Raw genomic sequence first — 24,897 nt, 5'->3', positions numbered from 1 at the left:
AGTGGGCTGCAAGCGGTCTACCGTAATTCTCGATCGCTCCTGAAACGAGGGGCCGCGCGGTCTGGAGCGGCTCTCTCGCCGGAGCGGTCCGGCGGGAGTCGCCCACGTCCTCGGTGCGGCTCCCGCCCCGTCCTTCGCGAACTGTCGGTCGCCGGAGATACGGTTGCCCTGGGTGTCTGACGAGGGGAGACGGGCGACGTGACCGACAGGGCTGACCGGACTGACGGGCTCGACGGCGCCGGGCTCGATGGCACTGAGCTCGACGGCACCGAGCTCGCGGATGAGGCCGCCGGGCACGCGGAGGCCGCGAGCGAGGTCGAGAGCGTGACGGGTGCCGCAGAGACCACCGGGAGCACCGGGAGCACCGGCGGAGAAGCACAGAGCGCACCGGCCGAGGCGCGGGAACGGCACGCCGAGCTCGCGGAGCTGATCGAGAACGCCAACTGGCGCTACTACGTGCTCGACTCGCCCACGGTGAGCGACGCCGAGTACGACGGCTGGATGCGGGAGATCCTCGCGCTGGAGGAGGCGCATCCCGACCTGCGCACGCCGGACTCGCCCACCCAGAAGGTGGGGGCGCCGATCTCCACGGAGTTCGCCCCCGTCACCCATCTCCAGCGCCTGGAGAGCCTCGACAACGCCTTCAACGACGCCGACCTCGCCGGCTGGCAGGCCAGGGCCGAGCGGCTGATCGAGGCCGACCCCGGGCCCTACCTGTGCGAGCTGAAGATCGACGGCCTGGCCGTGGCACTCGTGTACGAGAAGGGCCGCCTGGTGCGGGGCGCGACCCGCGGCGACGGGCGCACCGGCGACGACATCACCCCCAACATCCGCACGCTCGGCGACGTGCCGCATCGGCTCAACGGGGACGACGTGCCCGACCTGCTGGAGGTGCGCGGCGAGGTCTTCCTGCCGGTCGAGGGCTTCAAGAAGCTCAACGAGCAGCTCATGGACGCGGGCAAGCCGCCGTTCGCGAACCCGCGCAACTCGGCCGCCGGTTCGCTGCGGCAGAAGGACCCGCGCGTCACCGCGCAGCGGCCGCTACGGATGATCGTCCACGGCGTCGGCAAGTGGGAGGGCGGCGGCCCGCTGCCCGCCACCCAGTCGGCCGTCTACGAGCGGCTGCGTGACTTCGGACTCCCGGTCAGCGACCGCTACAAGGTGGTCGAGAGCCTCGACGAGATCCGCGAGTTCATCTCCTACTACAACGACCATCGCCACGACCCGGAGTACGAGATCGACGGCGTGGTGGTCAAGGTCGACCGGATTCCGGTGCAACGGCAGCTCGGTTCGACCAGCCGGGCGCCGCGCTGGGCCATCGCGTTCAAATACCCGCCTGAGGAGGTCACCACCAAGCTCCTCGACATCCAGGTCGGAGTGGGCAGGACGGGCCGGGTCACGCCGTTCGGCGTGATGAAGCCGGTGGTGGTGGCCGGGTCCACCGTGGAGCGCGCGACGCTGCACAACGCCTCGGAGGTCGCGCGCAAGGGCGTGCTCATCGGCGACACCGTGGTGCTGCGCAAGGCGGGCGACGTCATCCCCGAGATCGTCGGTCCGGTGGTGGACCTGCGGCAGGGCGGCGAGCGGGAGTTCGTCATGCCCACGCACTGCCCCGAGTGCGGCACAGAACTGGCCTACGAGCGGGAGGGCGACGCCGACCTGCGCTGCCCGAACGCCCGCTCCTGCCCCGCGCAACTGCGTGAGCGCATCTACTTCGCGGCCGGCCGCAACGCGTTCGACATCGACGGTCTTGGCTACGTCGCGGCGACCGCGCTGACCCAGCCGCTGCCGCCGCAGGAGCCGCCGGTCCGCACGGAAGCCGACCTGTTCGACCTGACCATCGAGAAGCTGCTGCCGATCAGGTCGGTGGTCCGCGACCCCGACACCGGCCTGCCGAAGATCGATCCGGAGACCGGCGAGCCGAAGGTCGTCTCCTTCTTCGCCAACATCTCGGGTGAGCCGAGCAAGAACGCCGAGCTGATCCTCCAGCAGTTGAAGGAGAAGAAGGACCAGCCGCTGTGGCGGGTGCTCGTAGCGCTGACGATCCGGCACATCGGGCCGCCCACGGCCCGCGCGCTGGCCGCGGAGTTCCGCTCGATCGACGCCATCGCCAACGCGTCCGAGGAGGAGCTGGCGGCGGTGGAGGGCATCGGCCCGAGGGTAGCCGCGACCATCAAGGAATGGTTCGCGGTCGACTGGCACCGGGAGATCATCGAGAGGTGGCGGGCCGCCGGGGTCCGGATGGCCGACGAGTCGCCCGCCGACGAGGGGCCGCGTCCGCTGGAGGGACTCACCTTCGTCGTCACCGGGACGCTGACCGACTTCAGCCGTGACGAGGCCGCCGAGGCCATCGGCGCCAGGGGCGGCAAGGTCACCTCGTCGGTGTCGAAGAAGACGAGCTTCCTGGTGGTGGGGGACAACCCCGGTTCGAAGTACGACAAGGCGGTCAAGGCCGGCGTCCCGATCCTCGACGAGGAAGGCTTCCACGTCCTCCTCGACAAGGGCCCCGACGCCGCCCGCGCCGTCGCCGTCACCCCCGAGGAGTGACGACCTGCCTCGGAGCTGCTGAGGCGATGAGAGCGGGCTGGGGCGGCGCCGGCGGATCAGGGCGCAGCCCCGGTGCGGGCGGGATCGCGACGACCGTGAGGCGGATCAGCGCCATCGGGAGACGAATCCAGTCGAGCGATGAGCGAACCGCCGCTGTCACGGCCAGGCGGCCAGCAGGTCTTCGGGGCCCCAATGCGCGGCGAGCGGCAGGGCGTCATCGACACCGGAGCGGGAAACGGCCACCAGCGGAGTCGTGGGGTCGGCGCCGGGGACGGCGAGCATGTCGCGCACCAGGCTCTCGTACTCATGGCGGCCGAAGGACCCGTTCTCCAGCCACTTGATCGAGCCGAGGAAGTGCACGCGCCGCGCGACCGGCTCACGGTCCGCCCCGACGAGGTCGATCTCGGGGTTGTTCCGGCGGTTCCACCATCCGCCGATGGCCTCGGTCTCGGGCCATCGGTCGTCGGGCAACAGCCGCAGCAGTGCCTCACGGACGACGGGCTCGACAGCGCGGCCACGCCAGGAGGTCCAGGAGCGTTCGATGGCAGCCAGGACACGTTCGCCCCGGCCGCGTTCGACCAGCGGAATGCCACGGTCGAGGAAGGCGAGCCAGAATCGCAGATACGGATCGGCGATGCGATAACGCTTGTTCTTCGTGTCCGGCTTGGTCGACAGCGGGGTGTCTACGGCCAGCACCCGTTTGTCGATGAGAGTGGACAGCAGCGGGGAAAGCGTGCCGGAGGCCAGGGGGGTGGCGCCACCCGCTTCGGTCGCGATGGCGGAGAACGTGCGCTCCCCGCTGCCCACCGCCGACAGGACCGCACGCGAGTGGGAGGTCTCGGGAAACTCGCCGAGCAACGACAGCTCGCCGGCCATCAGCAGCGCGGACAGCGGATTGGCCAACGATTCCCGCAGGTAATCGACGCGGTTCATGCCGGGCTGCCACGCCTGGACCACCTCGGGAAAACCGCCGGTGATCAGGAAGGCGTCGATGGCGTCGGCGGCGTCCAGTCCGGTCATGACGGCCACATCCGCAGGGTGGAGAGGCTGGACGGTCATCTTCGCGGCGCGACCGAAGAAGGGGCGGCCATAGGACTGCAGCGCCTCCATCACCGACAGGTCGCTGCCGACCAGGATGAGCAGCACCGGCTTGGCGGACAGGTGCCGATCCCAGATCGTCTGCAATGCCCCCTCGAATTCGTGGTCCTGCTCCACCAGCCACGGCACCTCGTCGATCACCGCGACGCTGGGTGCCTGGTCGGGCACGGCCACGGCCAGCGCGCGTAGTGCCTGGTTCCAGTCTCCGGCCTGTACCCCGGCGATCAACTCGGCCCCCGGTAGGGCGGACTGTCCAAGCATGGCGACGAAGTCGGAGCGCTCTGCCGCTGGGTTGCGGCCCCTGGTGGCCTGGAAGACCACGTACGGCACGCCGGCGCGGTCGCAGAACTCCTGAACCAGTCGCGATTTTCCCACCCGACGCCGACCGGTCATGATCACAGCGCGCCCGCGAGTGCCGCTTGACCCCTGCGCCACCTGCCGCAACTGCCGATTGAGTAGCTCGAGATCGGCGGCTCTCCCCTTGAACTCCATTAGTCGCCTCGATCATACGTAGAATCAATCTAACGTAGATGCGATCTTACATTGTGCATCCTGCAGTCCTGGCAGCGGGCTTTCAAAGAGGCCGAGACCGCGCCCTCCTCATTCAACAAAAGGCGTGCCGTACGGCTGGGGAGCCGTACGGCACGCCTGGATTATGCGGTGAGGGTCAGGAGGTGGTGCAGACCAGGGGGGACGGGGTGGACGGGGCCCCGCTGGAGCTGCCGAGGAAGCCGAACGTGGCGCTTCCGCCGGGAGCGATGTTGCCGTTCCAGCTCAGGTTCGAGGCCGTGATGCTGCCGGTGCTGCCGGTCAGGTTGGCGTTCCACGACTGGCTGATGGACTGCCCGCCGGGCATCGTCCACTTCACGGTCCAGTTGTTGATCGCCGAGGTGCCCGCGCTGGTCACGGTGACCTCACCCTGGAAGCCGCCCTGCCACGAGCTGACGACCTTGTAGACCGCCGTACAGCCCCGGTCGCCGGTGAAGGTCGGCGACGGAGACGGAGACGGCGACGCGGAGGGCGAGGCCGACGGAGACGGCGACGGAGAAGCCGAGGGGGACGGCGACGGCGAGGGCGACGGGGACCGGGTCGGGGACGGCGACGGGGACGGCGAGGGGGTGTATGGGGCGGCAATCGCCAGGTCGTAGGCCCGCTGCGGCACGAACTGTCCTGCGGGGGCGATGCAGCCGTCGGACTCGCCCGGAGGCTTGACCCACAGGTACGCCGCGATCGCCGAGTCGCCGGTGTTCGTGGTGCTCCAGGTGCCGGTGGCGCGGCCGGCCGGGTCGCACCACTCGCTGCCCGCCGGGCCGTTGCCGTTGCGGCTGGTGTCGATCACGGCCTTCAGATTCGGCGCGCCGACGGCCGACAGGACGCTCTTGGCGTACGAGACCAGGCCCGAGGTGAACCGGTAGTTGGAGACGTTGAGCGAGATGCCGTCCGCGCTGTTGGCGATGTCGGCCCCCCGCAGCCGGTTGGCCATGTCGGAGGCGCTCACCCAGGCGTCGTGACCCGCGTCGAAGAAGACCTTGACGTTCGGGGAGGTGGCCTTGAACTTCTTTCCGGCGTACGCCATGGAGGCCTGGACCTCGGCCTGCTGCGACGAGTTCATGCAGTTCGGCATGATCGACAGGGCGTCGGGCTCCAGGATGATGTAGGCGGGCCGCCCGCCGAGACCCGCGGCGACCTGGTCGATCCAGGCGCGGTACGACGCGGTGGTCGGGGGCGCCGCCCGCGCTCGCGCCGCCGCAGTCGCGGTTCGGCATCTCGTACACCACCACGATCGGGATCTTGCCGGCGGAGGCGGCGGCGCCGACGTAGGCGTCGACCTGGCTGCGAACGGTCGAGGGGTTGTAGCTGGCGAACCACCGGCCCTGCGGGACGGCGGCGATGCGGTCCCTGATCACCGGGGCCTTGCTGTCGCCGGGGTTGGCGGCCACCCACTTGGCGGCGTTGGTCGTCGGATCCACGTAGAAGGCGGAGTCGGCGGCCTGTGCGGCGGAGGAGGTGAGCACGGACGCTCCCACCGCGGCCGTGGCGACCGCTGTGAGCACAGCCGCCGTCAATCTGCGAGACATGGAAATACTCCGTCCGGTAATGTGGGAGCGCTCCCACAGGTCTATCGGATGGTAGGGAGCCGATGGCGGGTCCAAGAAGGGTCGCCTGGGGTTTGTCTGGACGGCCAACCTAATCGGCGCAGGCGGGCGGGGGATCGGACCTGTGGGGCACTTGAAACTTTCACCGCAAGTCCGGTCAGACCGTGATATCTCCAGAAATCATGGTGACGCAGTGTGCCCAAGCGGTTTCGCGAAGTGGCCCAGAGGCCGTACCCTCCCATAGTGACCTCTTGGGGGGTTTCTTACCGATGACGCTTTCACGCGGTCTTATGCCGCTTGCCGGGGTGCCACGCGTCCTCCTGCCCGCCGTCGACCTGGGCGAAATGTCCACGCCCGTCGACACCCGGGACACCGGACCGCGCCCTGGCTCGCCCCTGTGGGCCTACCTGACGGCGGTCACCGCCGTCGGCGTCACCGCGCTGGTGATCACGCAGGTACGGCTCGGCTTCGGCGAGCTGAGCGAGGTGGCCCGCACTCCGCTGTTCTGGATGCTGACCGTCCTGGTGGTGCTGGGCGAGCTGCGCCCGGTCATGTTCAGCTCCTCGACGCTGGTCGGGGGCACGCCGACCTCCACGATGTTCACCTTCGCCGTGCTGATGTACCAGGGCCTGCCCACGGCGGTGCTGATGCAGGCGGTCGCCGTGGTGGTCAGCGGGCTGGTGCACCGCAGAGCCTGGCACCGGGTGCTGTTCAACCTCGCGCAGGTGACCCTGGCCTGCACGGCGGCCGCGGCGGCCTTCGCCGCGTTCGGCGCGCATCCGGCGCCCCGCGCGCCCTGGACGCCCGACGGCGGGGACATCCCCGCCATCGCGCTGGCCGCGGCGGCGTACTTCGCGGTCCGCGCGATCCTGGTCTGCCAGGCGGTGGCGCTGCACGAGCGCCGGCCGCTGGCCCGGGTGATGAAGGCGTCGATCGGCCCGCAGGCCCTCGTCTACGGGGCGCTGCTCGGCCTCGCGCCGCTGGTCGTGGTCGTCATGGCGCACTCCACGGCCCTAGTGCCGTTGTTCGTCGCGCCGCTGACCGCGGTCTACTTCACCGCGACGCTCTCGTTGCGCCGCGACCACCAGGCGACCCACGACGGGCTCACCGGCCTGCCGAACCGCAAGATGCTCATCCTGCGCACCGAGGAGGCTCTCGCCGAGGCGCGCGAGCACGAGCGGGTGGGGCTGCTGCTGCTCGATCTCGACCGCTTCAAGGAGGTCAACGACACGCTCGGCCATCCTGTCGGCGACCGGCTGCTGCAGATCGTGGCCCACCGGCTCACCCACAGCGTGCGGCCCGGCGACGTGGTGGCCCGCCTCGGCGGGGACGAGTTCGCGGTGCTGCTGCCGTCGATCAGGGACGCCCACGCGGCCAAGGAGGTCGCCTCGCGGCTGCGGGTCGCACTGACCGAGCCGGTACGCCTCGAGGGCATGACCTTCGACCTCGACGCGTCGATCGGCATCGCGCTCTACCCCGACCACGCGCCCGACTTCGAGCTGCTCATGCAACGTTCCGACGTGGCGATGTACCTGGCCAAGGAGGGCCGCACCGGTGTCGAGTTCTACCTGCCGGGCAAGGACCGCAACTCGCCGGAACGGCTGAGCCTGCTCGGCGACCTGCGCCGGGCGATCGACGCCGACGAGCTGGAGCTCCACTATCAGCCCAAGGTGAGCCTGGAGGACGGCAGGGTCGAGAGCATCGAGGCGCTGCTGCGCTGGTGGCACCCGGTGCGCGGGCCGATCTCGCCCGCCGAGTTCATCCCGCTGGCCGAGCAGTCGTACCTGATGCGCGAGCTCACCCAGCACGTCATCGGCCACGCGCTGCGGCAGGCGGCCCGGTGGTGGCACGCGGGCATCGATGTGCCGGTCTCGGTCAACGTGTCGGCCCGCGATCTGCTGGATACGGGCCTGCCCGAGCAACTGGAGTCCGGGCTGGAGAAGCTGGACCTGCCTCCCGAGGCCATCCGGCTGGAGGTCACCGAGCGCATCCTCATGACCGATCAGGCCTACAGTGCCGAGGCCATCCGCACCCTGGCCGGCCTCGGCATCCAGTTGGCCCTGGACGACTTCGGCACCGGCTACTCCTCCCTGGTCCGGCTCCAGCGGCTCCCGGTCTCCGAGGTCAAGATCGACGCGTCGTTCGTACGGCGGCTCGGGGAGTCGCCGGACGACGAGCGGATCGTCCGCTCGATCATCGACCTCGTACGGTCCCTCGGGCTGAGGTCGGTCGCCGAGGGGGTCGAGTCACCGGAGGTCGCGACGCTGCTGCGGGAGATGGGCTGCCACGCGGGCCAGGGGTGGTGGCTGGCCAAGCCCATGCCCGCGAGCGAGGCGACCACCTGGTTGCGCGGCCGGCTCAGCGCCGCCTTCCGGGACCGCGAGGGCGGCGGCGCCCGTCTCGCGCCGCACTGAGCCCCAACACCGAGCCCCCGCACCGAACGGGCCACGACGCGGGCGCCGCATTAAGAGCATGTGACGCGGCGTCGTCGGGTCGGCCGCGCTCGGTGTCGAGCCCTAGGATGGGTAGGTCCAATCTCCATCATGAAACGGGTTCGACGACTCATGTCCGCCATAACCCGCGATGAGGTCGCTCACCTCGCCCGGCTGTCCCGGCTGGCACTGGCCGACGACGAGCTCGACCACTTCGCCGCCCAGCTCGACCAGATCGTCGGCGCCGTCGCCCGCGTCGCGGAGGTGGCGGCCGACGACATCCCGCCGTCCTCGCACGCGCTTCCGCTGACCAACGTGTTCCGGCCCGACGACGTACGGCCCGGCCTCACGCCCGAGGGCGCCCTGTCCGGCGCGCCCGCCGTGGAGGACGACCGCTTCCGCGTGCCGCGGATCCTCGGGGAGGAAGAATGAGCTTGATTCGCAAGACCGCCGCCGAGCTCGGCGCGCTGGTCGCCTCCCGCGAGGTCACCGCCGTCGAGGTCGCCCAGGCCCACCTCGACCGGATCGCCGAGGTCGACGGCCGGGTCAACGCCTTCCTGCACGTGGACGCGGAGTCCGCGCTGGCGCAGGCCCGCGCGGTCGACGAGCGCATCGCCGCCGGTGAGACCCTCGGGCCGCTCGCCGGGGTGCCGATCGCGCACAAGGACGTGTTCACCACGTCCGGCATGCCGACGACCGCCGGCTCGAAGATCCTCGAAGGCTGGCACCCGCCGTACGACGCGACCGTGACCCGCCGCCTGCGCGAGGCCGGCCTGGTGATCCTCGGCAAGACCAACCTGGACGAGTTCGCCATGGGGTCGTCCACGGAGAACTCGGCGTACGGCCCGACGCACAACCCCTGGGACCTGTCCCGGATCCCCGGCGGTTCTTCCGGCGGTTCGTCGGCCGCGGTGTCCGCCTACGAGGCCCCGCTGTCCACCGGCACCGACACCGGCGGCTCGATCCGGCAGCCCGCGGCGGTGACCGGCATCGTCGGCATGAAGCCGACGTACGGCGGCTCGTCCCGCTACGGGCTGATCGCGTTCGCGTCCTCGCTCGACACGCCCGGTCCGTTCGCCCGCAACGTGCTGGACGCGGCGCTGCTGCACGAGGCGTTCTCGGGCCACGACCCGCTCGACTCGACCTCGATCGACGCGCCGGTCCCGCAGGTCGTCGAGGCCGCGCGGCACGCCGACGTGGCGGGCATGCGGGTCGGCGTGGTCAAGGAGTTCGGCGGGGAGGGCTACCAGCCCGGCGTCCTCGCCCGGTTCAACGAGGCCGTCGAACTGCTGGAGTCGCTCGGGGCCAAGGTCGTCGAGGTCTCCTGCCCGACCTTCACGTACGCGCTGCCCGCGTACTACCTGATCGCGCCGTCGGAGTGCTCGTCCAACCTGGCTCGCTTCGACGCCATGCGGTACGGCCTGCGCGTCGGCGACGACGGCACCCGCAGCGCCGAGGAGGTCATGGCCCTGACCCGGGCGGCCGGCTTCGGGCCCGAGGTCAAGCGGCGCATCATGCTCGGCACGTACGCCCTGTCGTCCGGCTACTACGACGCCTACTACGGGCAGGCCCAGAAGGTCCGCACGCTGATCATGCGCGACTTCGAGGCGGCCTTCCAGCAGGTGGACGTGCTGGTCTCGCCGACCACGCCGACCACCGCGTTCCCGATCGGGGAGCGGGCCGACGACCCGATGGCGATGTACCTCGCCGACCTGTGCACGATCCCGACCAACCTGGCCGGCAACGCGGCGATCTCGGTGCCGTGCGGCCTGGCCGACGAGGACGGACTGCCGGTCGGACTGCAGGTCATGGCCCCGGTCCTGGCCGACGACCGCTGCTACCGGGTCGGCGCCGCCGTGGAGAAGGCCTTCGAGAGCCGGTGGGGCGGCCCGCTGCTGTCCCGCGCGCCCGCGCTCTAGTCGCCGAGGGGAGGGGGAACGGCGGCATGATCACCCGCATCGAGATCGACGGCTTCAAGTCCTTCGAGAACTTCGCGCTCGATCTGCCGCCGTTCCTCGTGCTCATCGGCACCAACGCCAGTGGCAAGTCGAACCTCCTCGACGCGTTGAACTTCGTTTCGGTGGCCGCCACCCGAGGGGTTGACGCCGCTGTGGCGGAGGTGCGCGGCGACGCTCGAGGTTTGTTCCGGAGGCGGGGAGACGGCACCCGTGTCGACCGGATGCGCTTCGCCCTGGAGTTTCTACTCGGTGAGCTTCCGGCACATCTGCACAACCGCTGGCGTTACGAGATCGAGTTCGTGTGGTCGGTCCCCGAAAACGCTCTCGAAGGCATCGTCGCCGAGAAGCAGCGTCTCGTGGAGTTTCCGTTCGGGAGGGATCGCTGGGCCGAGGTGGTCGGTCTCTCCCCGGAGTGGCTGCCGGGCTTCTCGAGCGGCGGACGAGCGGTCATCAAACTCCCCTCAGGAGTGTCGGCGGCTCACTCGGCGGCCCCCGGACTGATCGAGAGCGCCAGGGTTCTGCTGCAGCGGGGTTCCGGTCCGGGGCAGGGCGACGAATGGGTCGACAACGGGAGGGTCCTGTACCGGACCTGGCGAGAACTGGCGTTGGTTCGCACCCTTCACCTGGAGGCCGGCTCGCTGCGACAGGCGAGCGAGATCGGTGGTCCGAAACGGATGGATGCCAGCGGGCGGGATTTGCCGAATCACCTCAGGTCGCTGGCGAGGGAGACGGCGTCGGAGAACAGCCCGGTCGGGGTGGTCGGCGAGATCAAGATGCATCTCGTCGGCCTGGTCCGGGAGATCAGCGACTTCGCGCTCATTGAGGATGAGCGTCGCAGGGACGTCAGGCTCGAGTTCTCGTCGCCGTACGATCAGGGCCTGGACGCCGAGTTCGCCTCGGACGGGACTCTCCGCATGCTCGCGATCCTGGCCGCATTGCACGACCGGGGGACCGTCGCGGTCGAGGAGCCGGAAAACGGTGTCTTTCCGGAGCGGCTCCGGCAGTTGCTCGGGTTGGCCCGTGGTCTGGTGACCGACCTGCGTATGCCTCTGGAGCGCGACGAGAAGGGCGAGCCGCTGCCGCACCGGCAGGCGATCTTCACCAGCCACTCGCCGGTCGTGCTCGACGCGGTGCCGTACGAGAACATCGCGTTCCTCGACATGACGACGATCATCGAGGGCGAGGTTCCCAGCCGGGTGAGCCGGGTGCGGCGGCTGAGGGAGGACGCCGGGCCGGTTCGCGTGGAGGGTGAGCGGTGGCCGCGGGTGACCGACTCCGAGCTCGACAGGTTCCGGGCCGGAGTGGAGGAACCGGTCTGATGCGGAGCCTGAGCTGCGTTCTCATCAGGGAGGGGCCATCCGACGACTGGTTCCTGCCGATCCTGCTGCGCCGGGCCCTGGAGGACCTCGTGATCGAGTCCTTTCCTTCCTGCCGGGAGGTGCAGGAGGTGCGCAGCCTGCCCAAGGCGGGAAACCAGAGTCCCGAGCCCGTGCTCGCGGCGCTGAAGCAGGAGCGGGGCACCTTCGACGTGGTCCTGTACCACCACGACGGCGCTCCACCGGCGAAGTCGGGTCCCGTGCTGGAGCGGATGCGGCAGACTTGGAGGACCAGCGACTTCGAGGAACCTCTGGTGGCCGTCGTCCCGATGAGGGAGACGGAGGCATGGTTGCTCGCGGACCAGGCGGCTCTCGTCAGGGCGCTCAACGTGCGGAAGCTCGGGCGGGCGCCCGTGTCGGGACCGGAGGTCGAGTCCTGCCCCGATCCCAAGGCGGTGGTCGAGACCCTGCTGCGGGACGAGGCCGGGATGAATCCCAAGAAGAACGGCGTGCTCCGGAACTTCTACGTGTCGGTGGCGGAGACCGCCGGCATCGCTGAACTGCGGAAGGTGCCCGCCTTCCAGCAATGGTGGAATGACATGATCGAAGCATTGGAAGGACTGGGTTACCAGCATGGCTGATACCGCGACGCTCATGCCGTACGACGAGGCGCTGGAGCGCTTCGAGCCGGTGCTGGGGCTGGAGACGCACGTCGAGCTGGGCACCGCCTCGAAGATGTTCTGCGGCTGCCCGACGACCTTCGGCGCGCCGCCGAACACGCAGGTCTGCCCGGTGTGCCTGGCGCTGCCCGGCTCGCTGCCGGTGGCCAACGAGAAGGCGATCGAGTCGACGATCCGGATCGGCCTCGCGCTGAACTGCACCATCGCGAAGTGGTGCAGGTTCGCCCGGAAGAACTACTTCTATCCGGACATGCCGAAGAACTACCAGATCAGCCAGTACGACGAGCCGCTGTGCACGGACGGCTACCTGGACGTCGAGGTGGACGGGAAGATCGTCCGCGTGGAGATCGAGCGGGTGCACCTGGAGGAGGACACCGGCAAGTCGACCCACGTCGGAGGCGCGACCGGGCGGATCCACGGCGCGGACTACTCGATCGTCGACTACAACCGGGCCGGCATCCCGCTCGTCGAGATCGTGACCAAGCCGATCGCGGGCACCGACCGGCTCGCCCCGGAGGTCGCCCGCGCGTACGTCACCGAGCTGCGCGAGGTGATGCGCTCCCTCGGCGTGTCCGACGTGCGGATGGAGCAGGGCTCGCTGCGCTGCGACGTGAACGTCTCGCTGATGCCGCGCGGCTCGGCCGAGTGGGGCACCCGTACGGAGACCAAGAACGTCAACTCGCTGCGCAGCGTCGAGCGGGCGGTCCGCGGGGAGATCGAGCGCCAGGCGGCCATCCTCGCCGAGGGCGGCCGGATCGTGCAGGAGACCCGCCACTTCCACGAGGACACCGGGCAGACGACCTCCGGGCGGTCGAAGGAGGAGGCGCAGGACTACCGCTACTTCCCCGAGCCCGACCTGCTGCCGATCGCGCCCGACCCGGCCTGGGTCGAGTCGCTGAAGGCGGCGCTGCCCGAGCTTCCGTCGGCGCGGCGCAAGCGGCTCCAGCAGGAGTGGGGCGTGTCCGACCTGGACATGGCCGCCATGCACAACGCCGACGCGATCGACCTGGTCGAGGCCACGGTGGCCGCGGGCGCCCCCGCCGCCGACGCGCGCAAGTGGTGGATGGGCGAGCTGGCCCGGCGGGCCAACGAGTCGGCCACGGCGCTCGCCGACCTGCCGATCACCCCGGCGCAGGTCGCCCGGGTGACCGAGCTGGTCGCCTCCGGCGCGCTGAACGACAAGCTGGCCCGCCAGGTGCTCGAGGGCGTGCTCGCCGGCGAGGGCGGCCCGGACGAGGTCGTGGAGAAGCGCGGTCTCCAGGTGGTCAGCGACGAGGGCGAGCTGTCGGCGATCATCGACAAGGTGCTGGCGGACAACGCCGACGCCGCGGAGAAGGTGCGCGGCGGGAAGATCGCCGCCGTGGGCGCGCTGGTCGGCGGCGTGATGAAGGCCAGCCGGGGCAAGGCGGACGCGGGCCGGGCCCGTGAGCTGATCCTGGAGAAGCTCGGCGTCCAGGGCTAGGGAATGCCTGACGAGCGCCGCCTTGCAAGGATCCGGTGAGGCGCCGTCGGGACGCCACCTGTAGCAGGGCGTGAAACGGCCGGTCACGGTTCCGCGTGGCCGGCGTCGGCCTGTCCCGGCCGGATCGCTCCCGACACGAGCGCGGAAGGTGTTGCTTCATGACATATCCAGCGGAGGGTGTTTTAGGGTTAACTGATCGGAGTTGACCTTGAGCCGGAGGAGACCGAGGCGTGCGTAACGCCGGAGCGTCCGTCGACCCGCCCACGGATCCGTCCGGGGCGGCGTCCGTTCCTCCGCACAAACACCCGGTGCGCCGCGTCACCTCGCTGCCCCGCGGGGTCTCGGCCCTCCCGCGAGGGGTGTCGGCCGACATCTTCGCCGAGCCTCCCGCTCCCGCCGCTCCGGCGGTCAAGCCGTCCGGTAACGGAAACCTCCCGCCGCCGGCTCCGCCGGTCGAGCCGTGGCGGGTCCCGGAGCGCCCGGCGTCCGAGGAACCCGTTGTCGTCCCGCCGCCGGACCTCGAACTGCTGGACCCCGTTCCCCAGAGCCGTACGCTCCGCCGTGCGCTGATCGGCCTGGCGGTGCTGCTCCTGGCGCTCTACCTCGTGCCGGCCGTCTCGATGGCGGGGAAGGTCCTGCCCGGCACGATGGTGCTCGGCGTGGACATCGGCGGGCAGAGCAGGGCCGAGGCCGTCGCCACGCTGCGCGAACGGCTGTACGCCCAGGCCAGGACGCCGCTGATCGTGCGGCAGGGCACGCGGCGGCTGACCGTGGACCCACAGCAGGCCGGTCTGATGCTCGACGCCGAGGCCACCGTCCGCGCCGCGCCGGGGGGCTTCCCCAGCCCGCTGGAGGTGTGGAGCGCGCTGACCGGCAGCCGTGAGGTGAAGCCGGTCGTGTCGGTGGACCGCCGCAAACTCGACGAGGTGGTGGCCAGGCACATCGCCGCGCCACTGGAGCGCCCGGGGCGCGAGGGCGACGTCTCGTTCGACGGGGTCACCCCGGTCGCGAGGTATCCGCGGGAGGGCCGCGTCATCGACAGGAGAGCGACGGCCGACCAGATCGTCAGGGGATACCTCGACCCCGAGGCCGTCGTCGTGGTGCCCACGGCGACGGACCTGCCGCACATCACCCGTGCCGAGGTGCGGCGCGCCCTGCGCTGGGCGAGACGTGCGGTGGCCGCACCGCTCACGCTGACCAACGGAACCGCCTCCGTCAGCCTGTCGCCGGCCACACTGGCGCGGCACCTGACGTTCGCGCCCGACGGCGCGGTCCTGCGGCCGCGCTTCGACGCCGAGGGGGCGGTCGCCGGCGTCGAGCCCGCGCTGGTCGGCCCCGCGAGGGCGGCCCGCGACGCCACTTTCACGATCAAGGACGGCCGGCCTGTCCTGGTGCCCGGCAGGCCGGGCGACCGGGTGGACACCGACCGCCTCGCCGCGGACGTGCTGACCGCCCTCGACGGCGGCAGTCGTACGGTGGCCGTGGCGGTCGTGAACGGGCCGCCGCGGGTCACCGACGACGCGGCGCAGCGGATGGGGGTCCGGGAGGAGGTCGGCCGTTTCACCACCTCCTACGCCTGCTGCCCGCAGAGCGCGGGCAACATCCGCGCGGCCGCCGCGCTCCTCGACGGCCGCCTGGTGGAACCGGGGGAGACGTTCTCGTTCAACGAGGTCGTCGGCCCGCGCACCGCGGCGGCGGGCTTCGACGGCATCGGCCCCACCATGATCCACGGCCGGGCCGGCACGGAGGCGGCGGGGATGACCCAGGTCGCGACCACCCTGATGAACGCCGTGATCCGTGCGGGGCTTCGCGTCACCGAGCACACCCCGCCGGAGGTCCACGCCTCCCACCTGCCGATCGGCACCGAGGCCACGGTGTCGTTCCCCGGCCCCGACCTGCGGTGGAAGAACGACTCGCCGTACGGTGTGCTCGTCCAGGCGTCCGCCACCGGCACTTCGCTGACCGTGACGCTGTGGAGCACCAAGCGGTACGACGTGGACCTGCAGGGGCCGGTCGTCGGGCAGCGGGTGTCGCTGCCCGCAGTGACCGGTCACGGGTCCGGCTGCGTGGCGACACAGGGGCAGCCCGGTTTCACCGCCGCGGTGACGCGGGTGCTGCGGCAGGACGGTGAGGTGGTCTCCCGGGAGACCTTCCGCGCCTCCTACCGCGCCCAGGCCGGGGTCGTCTGCGGCTGATCAAGAGCAAGGCGCTGATCAAGAGCAAGGCGCTGATCAAGAGGAGGCGCTGATCAGGAGGGCCGCACCACCAGGATCCGATCATCGCCGTCCCTGGGGGTTCCGCGCCCGTCCCGGTTGCTGGTGCTCACCCACAACGTGCCGTCGGGCGCGGCGGCCACAGCGCGCAGCCTGCCGTACTCGCCCGTGTACAGGGCGGTCGGACGGCCGACGCGGCCCGAGGCGTCCACCGGCACGCGCCACAGGCGCTCGCCGCGCAGCGCCGCGGCCCACAGCGCCCCCCGGGCGTACGCGAGGCCGGACGGCGACGCCTCGGCGGTCGACCAGGTGAGCAGCGGGTCGGTGTATCCGGGCCGGTGGCCCACCCCCTCGACCTCCGGCCAGCCGTAGTTGCGGCCCTTCTCGATGAGGTTGATCTCGTCGTAGGTGTTCTGGCCGAACTCGGTGGCGTACATGTGCCCCTGGTCGTCCCAGGCCAGGCCCTGCACGTTGCGGTGCCCGTAGGTCCACACGAGGGTGCCGAAGGGGTTGCCCGGGGCGGGCCGGCCGTCGGCCGTCATACGCAGGATCTTGCCGCCCAGGGAGTTCCTGTCCTGGGCCAGGCCGCGTTCGCCGGTCTCCCCCGTCGAGGCGTACAGGTGGCCGTCGGGGCCGAAGGCGAGGCGGCCCCCGTTGTGGATGGCCCCCTTCGGGATGCCGGTGACGATCACCCGGCGGTCGGAGAGCCGCCCGTCGTAGCGGTAGCGGACGATCCGGTTGTCGTGCTCGGCCGTGAAGTAGACGAAGACGAGGTGGTCGGTGGCGTAGCGGGGCGATACGGCCACGCCCAGCAGGCCGCCCTCGCCGCTCGCCGACACGCCCTGGATCACGGCGACCTCGTGGACCTCGCCGCGCGGCGTGACCCGCAGCAGCCGCGCCGACTCGCGCTCGGTCACCAGCGCGTCGCCGCCGGGCAGGAACGCGATCGCCCAGGGCACCGCGAGACCGGTGACCAGCGTGCGCGGCGCGGCCGGCGTGACGTTCGTCTCACCGCCGCCCGAAGCCGCGCCCGAAGCCGCGCCCGAAGCCGCGCCCGCAAGCCGCGCCCGAAGCCGTGCCCGAAGCCGTGCCCGAAGCCGTGCCCGGAGTCGTGCCCGCGCCGGCACTCGTAGGGGCACTCGCGGCGGCGCCGGTGACGTCGCTCGCGGCGGGTAGCGGCGGGGGAGTCCTGCCTCCGCCCTCCTGCCCCGGCGAGCACGCCACGGTCGCCGTCAGAAGGGCCGCACCCAGGAGCGCCGCGCCCCACGCCATGCCTGTTCGCCATCCCCCATGACCTCCTCACCTACCCATACTCGCTGGCGGGGGCGATGGTTCCCTAGGTTGTTCCTCGTGAAGATCTGGGTCGCATCACAGGACATCGCCGACGCGCTCACGGACCTGCCCGAAGGGCTCCCTGCCCTCGACTGCGCCGTGTACGACGGGAAGACGCCGCCACCCGGCCCGCCCGAAGAGGTGGAGATCTGGGTGCCGCCGCTGGTCCCGGTGCCGGACATCCCCGGCCTGCTGGGCCGCATGACGAACCTCCGCCTGCTGCAGACCGTGACCGCGGGGGTCGAGCCCTACCTGCCGCACGTGCCGCCGAAGGCGGTCCTGTGCAACGCGCGGGGCGTCCACGACGCGGGCACGGCCGAGTGGGCGGTGGGCGCGATGATCGCGATGCTGCGGGAGTTCCCCGGCTTCGCGGCCGCCCAGGCCAGACGCGAGTGGACCTACCACCACACCGGCGTCCTCGCCGACTCCACCGTGCTGATCGTCGGGTACGGCTCGATCGGCGAGGCGCTCGAACGGCGTCTGGCCGGATTCGAGGTGGACGTCGTCCGGGTGGCGCGCACGGCCAGGGACAACGTCCACGGACAGGACGAACTGCCGGTGCTGCTGCCCGCCGCGGACGTGGTCGTGCTGCTGGTGCCCGCCACGGCGGGGACGGCCGGTCTGGTGGACGCCCGGTTCCTCGCCCGGATGAAGGACGGAGCGCTGCTGGTGAACGCCGCGCGCGGGTCGGTCGTGGACACCGACGCGCTGCTCGCTGAGTTGCGGGCGGGCAGGCTGCGGGCGGCGCTCGACGTCACCCCCGTCGAACCGCTGCCGTCCGATCACCCGCTCTGGACCGCGCCGGGGGTGTTCATCACCCCGCACGTCGCCGGCAGCACGCCCGCGTCCGTACGGCGTACACGGAGGCTGGTGCGGGAACAGGTCATCCGTCATCTGACGGGCCGTCCACTCGATAACATGATCACCGGGCATTACTGACCGCTCCATTAAGGATTCCGGAACGTGGCTGCCTCGTGACCTGGGGTGCGTACGGTGAAGCTCAGCGTGCGCGGCTGGTTATCAGATCGGTGACGACTCGCTCGTTGTCCCCCTCTCGATCAGCGGCAGTGCGCACACTGGCCATGTGACAGGGAGAGTAAAGCCGAGTCGAGAACGGGAGGGGCAGTGACGACACACCCCACCGAACCCGGCGACGCTTATGCGACTCCGGCCTCCACCGAAACCCCGGAGGACACGACGGCCGGCGGTGAAGCGGCGACAGGTGCAGAGGCGACGCGCGTGAAAGTCAGGCGTGACCCCCGGGTCCCACTCACCACCGCGGCCGGGCTCGGCGCGGTGGCGGTCGTCGTGGCCCTGGTCACCGGAGGCTCGGCGCCGGTCGTGACCGCGATCGCGGGGGTCGTCACCGGCCTGCTCGCGGCCATCTCGCTGATCATGGCCGCCTCCCGCGTCGTCCCGGCCCACCGGCGCCAGCCGGGCGCGTGGCGGTGGATGGCCGCCGGGTCGCTGACCTGGCTCCTCGGCGTCGGCGTACGTCCCGTGGCCGACGGCACGCCGTTCGTGCTCACGTTCGCCGACCTGCTCCTGCTCGTCGGGTCGGTGCTGCTCGCGATCGGCTGCGGCCTGTCCGTGAAACCACCCGCGTTCACGCGCGGGGTGATACGCCAGGCGGCCGACGCCTACCTGGGCGCGGCGTCGGTCTTCACCGTGGCCTGGGTCGCCGTGCTCGGCCCGGCGTTCAGGAAGGCGGAGGACACCGGAGCGTTCTTCGTCGCGCTCGCGCTGCCCCTGGTCTGCCTGCTCGCGACGTGCGCGGTGACACCGGCCGTGGCGGCGTCCCGGTCGGGTAACCGGGTGGTCGGGCTCACCGGCGTAGGGGTGCTCACCGCGATAACGGTGGCGGAGATGGCCACGGCCCTCGCCCGTCTCGACGGCGACACCCCGCCGCTCGCGGCGGGGCTCGTCGTCCCGGCCATGCTGCTGGTCCTCGCCGTCGCGCCGTGGGTACAGGAGGACCGGCCGGCCAGGCCGCTGCCCGCCGCGTTGACGGCCGCCACCCCGCTCGTGCTGGTCGCCGCCGCCACGCTGGTCGCCACCCTGTACGCGATCGGGAGCAGCCGCGACGCCGCCCTGGTCGTCGTGGCCTCCTCGGTCGTCCTCGTCCTGCTCGGCCGGCTGTTCGTGCTCCTGGTCGAGACCGCGGGCATGCGCCGCCTCGTCGACGTCGGCGAGCAGCAACTGCGCAGGCTCGCCGAGAACACCGGCGACGTCGTGCTCGTGTGCGACCCCGGCGGCGTCATCCAAGAGGTGGGTCCAGGCCTCGAGACGACGTACGGCTACCGCCCCGAGGACCTCGCCTGCCGGCCGATCTTCGACTACATCCACCCCGAGGACCTGCCGGCCGTACAGGCTCTGCTCGATCGCATGACGGACGAGGACGACGGGTCCGAGCAGGAGGGCGGCACCCGCATCTCCTGCCGGTTCCGCGCCTCCGACGGCACGTGGCGTCCCACCGAGTCGGTCGCCGCCCGGCACGTACGCGACGACGACCTCGTCCTGGTCACGATCCGCGACCTCAGCGACCAGGTGGCCCTGCGCAACCAGGTCACCCACCTGACCTTCCACGACGGGGTCACCGGGCTGCCCAACCGGGCCTACTTCGAGGAACGCGCCAGGGACGTGCTCAGCCGCCGCGGCGCCGGCGGGACCGCGGTGATCTTCCTGGACCTCGACGGCTTCACCTCCGTCAACGACTCCGTCGGCCATGCCAGCGGCGACCACCTGCTCGGCCAGGCCGCCCGCCGCCTGCGCTCGGCCGTACGGGCCGACGACACGCTCGCCCGGTGGGGCGGGGACGAGTTCGCGGTGCTGCTTGAGGGCGGCGCATCCGGCGGCGCCGACGCGCAGACCGCCATCGACCTGGCCGAGCGGCTCGTACGCGCGGTCTCGAACGAGCCGTTCCGGGTCGCGGACCGGGACGTCGCGCTGACGGCCAGCGTCGGCGTCGCGTTCGCCGAGGAGGACCTGCCTCCCGGTGACCTGCTGCGCAACGCGGACGTGGCGATGTCGCGGGCAAAGGAACTCGGCGGGCGGCGGGTGGAGGTCTTCGCCACCCACATGCACGCCGACGTCCTGCGCCGCCTGGAGATCGCCTCCGACCTGCAGCGAGCGCTGCTGGAGAACCAGTTCGCGATCGAGTACCAGCCCGTGGTCGACCTGGCCACGTCGCGGGTGACCGCCGTCGAGGCGCTGGTGCGCTGGTGGCGCGGCAGCACGTTCGTGCCGCCGGAGCAGTTCCTCGGGCCCGCCGAGGACACCGGGATCATCGTGCCGCTCAGCGAGTGGATCCTGCGCGAGGCGTGCCGCGAGGTGGCGGCCTGGCGCGCGTCGTCCTGGGACATCGGGCTGGCGCTTAACCTGTCCGCACGGCAGATCATGGCCCCGCGCTTCGTGGAGACCGTGGCGGAGGCGCTGAGCGAGAGCGGGCTGCCGGCCAGCGCGCTGACCCTCGAGGTCATCGAGGAGATGCTGGTCGAGGACGCCGGGGAGATGATCAGCAGGCTCTCGGAGCTGAGGACCCTCGGCGTACGGCTGGCCATCGACGACTTCGGCACCGGCTACGCGTCGCTCGCGTTCCTGCGCCAGCTGCCGGTCGACATGATCAAGATCGACCCGTCGTTCGTCTCCGGACTCGGCCGCGACGACACGCTGACCCTGCTGACGAAGACGATCGTGCAACTCGGCAACGACCTCGGCCTGATCGTCGTCGCCGAGGGCATCGAGCGTCCCGAGCAACTCGACCTGCTGCGCAAGATGGGCTGCACACGCGGCCAGGGCTATCTGGTGGCCCGCCCCATGACCGCACGCGGCGTCGACTCCCTGATGCCCACCACCACCCTCCAGAACACGGCTTAGCCGCGTTCCCCGCGTCGCTCGTATGGGCGCTTAGATCCGCCGTCTTCCCTCGTCGCGCTTGGTCGCTTCGCTCCCGCGCGCTCCTCAGTCCAGACCGGCGCGCGCCCATCCGGCTCGCTCGGTGTTCCCCGCGTCGCTCGTAGGGGCCGCGTGGATCCGCCCGGCCGTGCCGGAGGCGCGCCCATCCGGCTCGCTCGGTGTCCCGGGACGCTGGAGGGGCGCCGGATGGCATAACCTGGGAGTCCGTTGTGGGTGTCTTGGATGGCGAGACGGGCGTCCCAGATGATTTGACGTGGAGGCGCTCCATCGGACATCGTTGTAGCCATGCATAGCGGTGGGATCCTCGTAGTACTTCGCAGGCGCGCAGCCTGACGAAGCACTCGGTCCTGCGCGCGCCCCAGCTCCGCCCAGCGGATGGGGCATTTTTTATGCCAGGAGTCACGCCAAGCAGCCCAGCCACAAGCAAGCTCAGCCACAAGGAACGAGCCGATGACCGAGAAAATGACAGGTGCCCAGGCCCTCGTGCGGGCGCTGGAGCAGGTCGGGGTCGACACGGTGTTCGGGATCCCCGGCGGGGCCATTCTCCCCGCCTACGATCCCCTCTACGACTCGACCAAGGTCCGGCACGTGCTTGTACGGCACGAGCAGGGCGCCGGCCACGCGGCCGAGGGGTACGCGCAGGCGACCGGCAGAGTCGGGGTGTGCATGGCCACCAGCGGCCCGGGAGCGACCAACCTGGTCACCCCGATCGCCGACGCCTACATGGACTCGGTGCCGATCGTCGCGATCACCGGACAGGTGGCCTCGCCGCTGATCGGGACCGACGCCTTCCAGGAGGCCGACATCTCCGGCATCACGATGCCGATCACCAAGCACAACTTCCTGGTCACCAACGCCGACGACATCCCGCGGACCATCGCCGAGGCGTTCCACGTCGCCTCCACCGGGCGCCCGGGACCGGTCCTGGTGGACATCTCCAAGGACGCCCTGCAGGCCACGACCACCTTCTCCTGGCCGCCGGTCATGCAGCTGCCCGGCTACCGTCCGGTGACCCGGCCGCATTCCAAGCAGATCCGCGAGGCGGCCCGGCTGATGACCGAGGCGAAGCGGCCGGTGTTCTACGTCGGCGGCGGCGTGCACAAGGCGCGGGCCTCGGCCGAGCTGCTGGAGCTGGCCGAGCTGACCGGCATCCCGGTGGTCACCACGCTGATGGCGCGGGGCACCTTCCCCGACAGCCACCCCCAGCACATGGGCATGCCCGGCATGCACGGCAGCGTGGCCGCGGTCGGCGCGCTGCAGCGCTCGGACCTGCTGATCGCGCTCGGCACCCGCTTCGACGACCGGGTCACCGGTGAGCTGTCCAGCTTCGCGCCGAACGCGAAGGTGATCCACGCCGACATCGACCCGGCCGAGATCTCCAAGAACCGGCACGCGGATGTGCCGATCGTGGGCGACTGCCGTGAGGTGATCGGGGATCTGATCACGGCGGTGCGGGCCGAGCAGGCCGACGGCCGCAAGGGCGACTACACCGAGTGGTGGCGGATCCTCAACGGCTACAAGGAGACCTACCCGCTGGGGTACGAGGAGTTCGCCGACGGGTCGCTGGCCCCGCAGTACGTGATCGAGCGGCTGAGCGCGCTGGTGGGCCCGGAGGCGATCTACACCGCGGGCGTCGGCCAGCACCAGATGTGGGCCGCGCAGTTCGTCAAGTACGAGCACCCGGGGACGTTCATCAACTCCGGCGGTGCGGGCACGATGGGCTTCTCCGTCCCGGCCGCCATGGGCGCCAAGATGGGCTGCCCGGACAAGGTCGTGTGGGCGATCGACGGCGACGGTTGTTTCCAGATGACCAACCAGGAGCTGGCGACCTGCGCGATCGAGGGTGTGCCGATCAAGGTGGCGGTCATCAACAACGGCAACCTCGGCATGGTCCGCCAGTGGCAGACGCTGTTCTACGACGAGCGGTACTCCAACACCGATCTTCAGCGGGTCAAGCGGATCCCCGACTTCGTGAAGCTCGCCGAGGCGTACGGTTGTGTCGGCCTGCGGTGTGAGCGTCCGGAGGACGTGGACGAGACGATCCGCAAGGCCATGGAGATCAACGACGTGCCGGTGGTGGTCGACTTCGTCGTGCACCAGGACGCGATGGTCTGGCCGATGGTGGCCGCCGGCACCAGCAACGACGACATCAAGTACGCCCGCGACATGGCGCCGAACTGGGAGGGTGGAGAATGAGCCCCGCCCCGGCCCGACCCGATCACGACCAGCAGTGCGAGGAGATGGCATGAGCCGCCACACGCTGTCCGTCCTGGTGGAGAACAAGCCGGGCGTGCTGGCCCGGGTCGCCGCCCTGTTCAGCCGCCGCGGGTTCAACATCGACTCGCTGGCGGTCGGGCCCACGGAGCACGACGACATCTCGCGGATGACCATCGTCGTCAACGTGGAGGACCTCCCGCTGGAGCAGGTCACCAAGCAGCTCAACAAGCTGGTCAACGTCATCAAGATCGTCGAGCTCGACAACAGCCAGTCGGTGCAGCGCGAGCTGATGTTGATCAAGGTGCGGACCGACTCCGAGAGCCGGTCGCACGTCCTCGAACTCGTGAACCTCTTCCGGGCACGCTGCGTTGACGTGGCCCCGGACGCGGTCACGATCGAGGTCACCGGGACGACCGACAAGCTGGAGGCGTTCGTCCGGGTCCTTGAGCCGTACGGCATCAAGGAGCTCGTGCAGTCGGGCATGGTGGCCATCGGCCGCGGCGCCCGTTCCATCACCGACCGCTCGCTTCGCGCCCTCGACCGCAGCGCATAGCTCCTATGGCAGGCACGTCGCGACGGACAACCCGTGAAAGGCAAGCAAGTGACTGAGATCTTCTACGACGACGACGCCGACCTGTCGATCATCCAGGGCCGCCACGTCGCGGTGCTGGGTTACGGCAGCCAGGGCCACGCGCACGCGCTGAGCCTGCGTGACTCCGGTGTGGACGTCCGGGTCGGTCTGCCCGAGGGCTCCAAGAGCCGGGAGAAGGCCGAGGCCGACGGCCTGCGCGTGCTGTCGCCGGGCGAGGCCGTCGAAGAGGCCGACCTCACGATGATCCTCGCGCCGGACCACATCCAGCGGCACCTGTACGCCGAGCACGTCGCGCCGAACCTCGTCGAGGGCGACGCGCTGTTCTTCGGCCACGGCCTCAACATCCGCTACGGGCTCATCGAGGCCCCGGCGGGCGTCGACGTGGCCATGGTGGCGCCGAAGGGCCCGGGTCACCTCGTCCGCCGTCAGTACTCCGCCGGTCGCGGCGTGCCCTGTCTGGTCGCCGTCGAGCGTGACGCCACCGGCAACGCCTGGCCGCTCGTGCTGTCGTACGCCAAGGGCATCGGCGGCACCCGCGCCGGCGCGCTGAAGACGACCTTCACCGAGGAGACCGAGACCGACCTGTTCGGCGAGCAGGCCGTGCTGTGCGGCGGCGTCTCCGAGCTGATCAAGGCCGGGTTCGAGACCCTGATCGAGGCCGGCTACCAGCCGGAGGTCGCCTACTTCGAGTGCCTCCACGAGATGAAGCTGATCGTGGACCTGATGTACGAGGGCGGCATCTCCAAGATGTACTGGTCGGTGTCCGACACCGCCGAGTACGGCGGCTACACCCGTGGCCCGCGCGTGGTCAACGAGGAGACCAAGAAGGAGATGCGCCGCATCCTGGACGAGATCCAGGACGGCCGCTTCGCCCGCGAGCTGGTCGAGGAGTTCGACTCCGGCCAGACCAACTTCAAGCGCTACCGCGAGGAGCTGGCGGGCCACTCGATCGAGCAGACCGGCGGCAAGCTCCGCCCGATGATGAGCTGGCTCAAGGGCGAGCAGGCCTGAGGCTCGCGAACCGCTGCGTGACCGCGGC

17 protein-coding genes and 1 pseudogene are annotated in these 24,897 nt (G+C 70.7%); 14 read left to right on the top strand and 4 right to left on the bottom strand.

The features are described from left to right. Window positions 1-324 precede the first annotated feature (324 nt). Complete coding sequence (gene ligA / locus B1L11_RS02715; protein ID WP_079312907.1) at window positions 325-2,547, top strand: NAD-dependent DNA ligase LigA; 2,223 nt, start codon at window positions 325-327, stop codon at window positions 2,545-2,547. 156 nt (window positions 2,548-2,703) lie between these two features. Here the strand turns inward: ligA and B1L11_RS02710 are convergent, their stop codons facing one another. Both B1L11_RS02710 and B1L11_RS53695 read right to left on the bottom strand, forming a co-directional pair. Then, window positions 2,704-4,137 (bottom strand): ATP-binding protein, encoded by a 1,434-nt coding sequence (locus B1L11_RS02710; RefSeq protein WP_079312823.1) that lies wholly within the window; start codon window positions 4,135-4,137, stop codon window positions 2,704-2,706. Between the two features lie 175 nt (window positions 4,138-4,312). Then, complete coding sequence (locus B1L11_RS53695) at window positions 4,313-4,552, bottom strand: cellulose binding domain-containing protein (RefSeq protein WP_306291589.1); 240 nt, start codon at window positions 4,550-4,552, stop codon at window positions 4,313-4,315. A 73-nt stretch (window positions 4,553-4,625) separates the two neighbouring features. Here B1L11_RS53695 and B1L11_RS54455 point away from each other — a divergent pair, with 73 nt between their 5' ends. Beyond that, window positions 4,626-4,793 carry a hypothetical protein gene (locus B1L11_RS54455; RefSeq protein WP_372974641.1) on the top strand — a complete coding sequence of 56 codons (168 nt, stop codon included), beginning with the start codon at window positions 4,626-4,628 and terminating at the stop codon, window positions 4,791-4,793. A gap of 95 nt (window positions 4,794-4,888) precedes the next feature. Here the strand turns inward: B1L11_RS54455 and B1L11_RS53690 are convergent. Next, window positions 4,889-5,723: pseudogene (locus tag B1L11_RS53690) on the bottom strand (glycoside hydrolase family 6 protein); the annotation flags it as partial. A 362-nt stretch (window positions 5,724-6,085) separates the two neighbouring features. Here B1L11_RS53690 and B1L11_RS02700 point away from each other — a divergent pair. The 7 genes from B1L11_RS02700 (at window position 6,086) to B1L11_RS02670 (ending at window position 15,784) form a co-directional block, all read left to right on the top strand. Next, complete coding sequence (locus tag B1L11_RS02700; protein ID WP_079312905.1) at window positions 6,086-8,155, top strand: bifunctional diguanylate cyclase/phosphodiesterase; 2,070 nt, start codon at window positions 6,086-6,088, stop codon at window positions 8,153-8,155. Window positions 8,156-8,305: 150 nt separating this feature from the next. After that, window positions 8,306-8,605, top strand: coding sequence for an Asp-tRNA(Asn)/Glu-tRNA(Gln) amidotransferase subunit GatC (gatC, locus tag B1L11_RS02695; RefSeq protein ID WP_030506108.1), 300 nt, complete (start codon window positions 8,306-8,308; stop codon window positions 8,603-8,605). Beyond that, window positions 8,602-10,092, top strand: a complete 1,491-nt coding sequence (gene gatA / locus B1L11_RS02690; protein ID WP_079312821.1) for an Asp-tRNA(Asn)/Glu-tRNA(Gln) amidotransferase subunit GatA — start codon at window positions 8,602-8,604, stop codon at window positions 10,090-10,092. Before gatC ends, gatA begins: the two co-directional genes overlap by 4 nt. A gap of 26 nt (window positions 10,093-10,118) precedes the next feature. After that, window positions 10,119-11,450, top strand: a complete 1,332-nt coding sequence (locus B1L11_RS02685) for an AAA family ATPase (RefSeq protein WP_079312819.1) — start codon at window positions 10,119-10,121, stop codon at window positions 11,448-11,450. Continuing rightward, entirely contained in the window at window positions 11,450-12,088 is a 639-nt protein-coding gene (locus B1L11_RS02680; protein ID WP_079312817.1) for a DUF4276 family protein, read from the top strand. Before B1L11_RS02685 ends, B1L11_RS02680 begins: the two co-directional genes overlap by 1 nt. Then, window positions 12,081-13,589 carry an Asp-tRNA(Asn)/Glu-tRNA(Gln) amidotransferase subunit GatB gene (gene gatB / locus B1L11_RS02675; RefSeq protein ID WP_079312815.1) on the top strand — a complete coding sequence of 503 codons (1,509 nt, stop codon included), beginning with the start codon at window positions 12,081-12,083 and terminating at the stop codon, window positions 13,587-13,589. Before B1L11_RS02680 ends, gatB begins: the two co-directional genes overlap by 8 nt. Window positions 13,590-13,819: 230 nt before the next feature. Beyond that, window positions 13,820-15,784: a VanW family protein gene (locus tag B1L11_RS02670; protein ID WP_079312813.1), complete on the top strand. Its 1,965-nt coding sequence runs from the start codon at window positions 13,820-13,822 to the stop codon at window positions 15,782-15,784. A 53-nt stretch (window positions 15,785-15,837) separates the two neighbouring features. Here the strand turns inward: B1L11_RS02670 and B1L11_RS02665 are convergent, their stop codons facing one another. Further along, window positions 15,838-16,761, bottom strand: a complete 924-nt coding sequence (locus B1L11_RS02665; protein ID WP_306291587.1) for a sorbosone dehydrogenase family protein — start codon at window positions 16,759-16,761, stop codon at window positions 15,838-15,840. A gap of 391 nt (window positions 16,762-17,152) precedes the next feature. Here B1L11_RS02665 and B1L11_RS02660 point away from each other — a divergent pair, with 391 nt between their 5' ends. The 5 genes from B1L11_RS02660 (at window position 17,153) to ilvC (ending at window position 24,869) form a co-directional block, all read left to right on the top strand. Continuing rightward, a complete protein-coding gene (locus B1L11_RS02660) occupies window positions 17,153-18,073 on the top strand; it encodes a 2-hydroxyacid dehydrogenase (protein WP_079312903.1) in 921 nt (306 codons plus the stop codon). A gap of 300 nt (window positions 18,074-18,373) precedes the next feature. Continuing rightward, window positions 18,374-21,010, top strand: a complete 2,637-nt coding sequence (locus B1L11_RS02655) for a bifunctional diguanylate cyclase/phosphodiesterase (RefSeq protein ID WP_256862167.1) — start codon at window positions 18,374-18,376, stop codon at window positions 21,008-21,010. 414 nt (window positions 21,011-21,424) lie between these two features. Further along, entirely contained in the window at window positions 21,425-23,245 is a 1,821-nt protein-coding gene (locus B1L11_RS02650; RefSeq protein WP_079312807.1) for an acetolactate synthase large subunit, read from the top strand. Window positions 23,246-23,294: 49 nt separating this feature from the next. Next, window positions 23,295-23,819, top strand: coding sequence for an acetolactate synthase small subunit (gene ilvN, locus B1L11_RS02645; protein WP_030506098.1), 525 nt, complete (start codon window positions 23,295-23,297; stop codon window positions 23,817-23,819). 57 nt (window positions 23,820-23,876) lie between these two features. Beyond that, entirely contained in the window at window positions 23,877-24,869 is a 993-nt protein-coding gene (gene ilvC, locus B1L11_RS02640) for a ketol-acid reductoisomerase (RefSeq protein ID WP_079312901.1), read from the top strand. Window positions 24,870-24,897: the final 28 nt, after the last annotated feature.

Source organism: Microbispora sp. GKU 823 (assembly GCF_002027145.1).
GTDB classification, from domain to species: domain Bacteria; phylum Actinomycetota; class Actinomycetes; order Streptosporangiales; family Streptosporangiaceae; genus Microbispora; species Microbispora siamensis.
The sequence above is the reverse complement of the archived record's forward strand: the minus strand, read 5'-3'. Positions and strand labels throughout refer to the sequence as shown.

What these genes read in the sequence shown, in the direction of transcription:
- gatB (WP_079312815.1), top strand. Translation starts at nt 12,081, where the DNA reads ATGGCTGATACCGCGACGCTCATGCCGTACGACGAGGCGCTGGAGCGC.
- B1L11_RS02680 (WP_079312817.1), top strand. Translation starts at nt 11,450, where the DNA reads ATGCGGAGCCTGAGCTGCGTTCTCATCAGGGAGGGGCCATCCGACGAC.
- B1L11_RS02685 (WP_079312819.1), top strand. Translation starts at nt 10,119, where the DNA reads ATGATCACCCGCATCGAGATCGACGGCTTCAAGTCCTTCGAGAACTTC.
- B1L11_RS02650 (WP_079312807.1), top strand. Translation starts at nt 21,425, where the DNA reads ATGGGGCATTTTTTATGCCAGGAGTCACGCCAAGCAGCCCAGCCACAA.
- gatC (WP_030506108.1), top strand. Translation starts at nt 8,306, where the DNA reads ATGTCCGCCATAACCCGCGATGAGGTCGCTCACCTCGCCCGGCTGTCC.
- B1L11_RS02710 (WP_079312823.1), bottom strand. Translation starts at nt 4,137, where the DNA reads ATGGAGTTCAAGGGGAGAGCCGCCGATCTCGAGCTACTCAATCGGCAG.
- B1L11_RS02700 (WP_079312905.1), top strand. Translation starts at nt 6,086, where the DNA reads ATGTCCACGCCCGTCGACACCCGGGACACCGGACCGCGCCCTGGCTCG.
- gatA (WP_079312821.1), top strand. Translation starts at nt 8,602, where the DNA reads ATGAGCTTGATTCGCAAGACCGCCGCCGAGCTCGGCGCGCTGGTCGCC.
- ilvN (WP_030506098.1), top strand. Translation starts at nt 23,295, where the DNA reads ATGAGCCGCCACACGCTGTCCGTCCTGGTGGAGAACAAGCCGGGCGTG.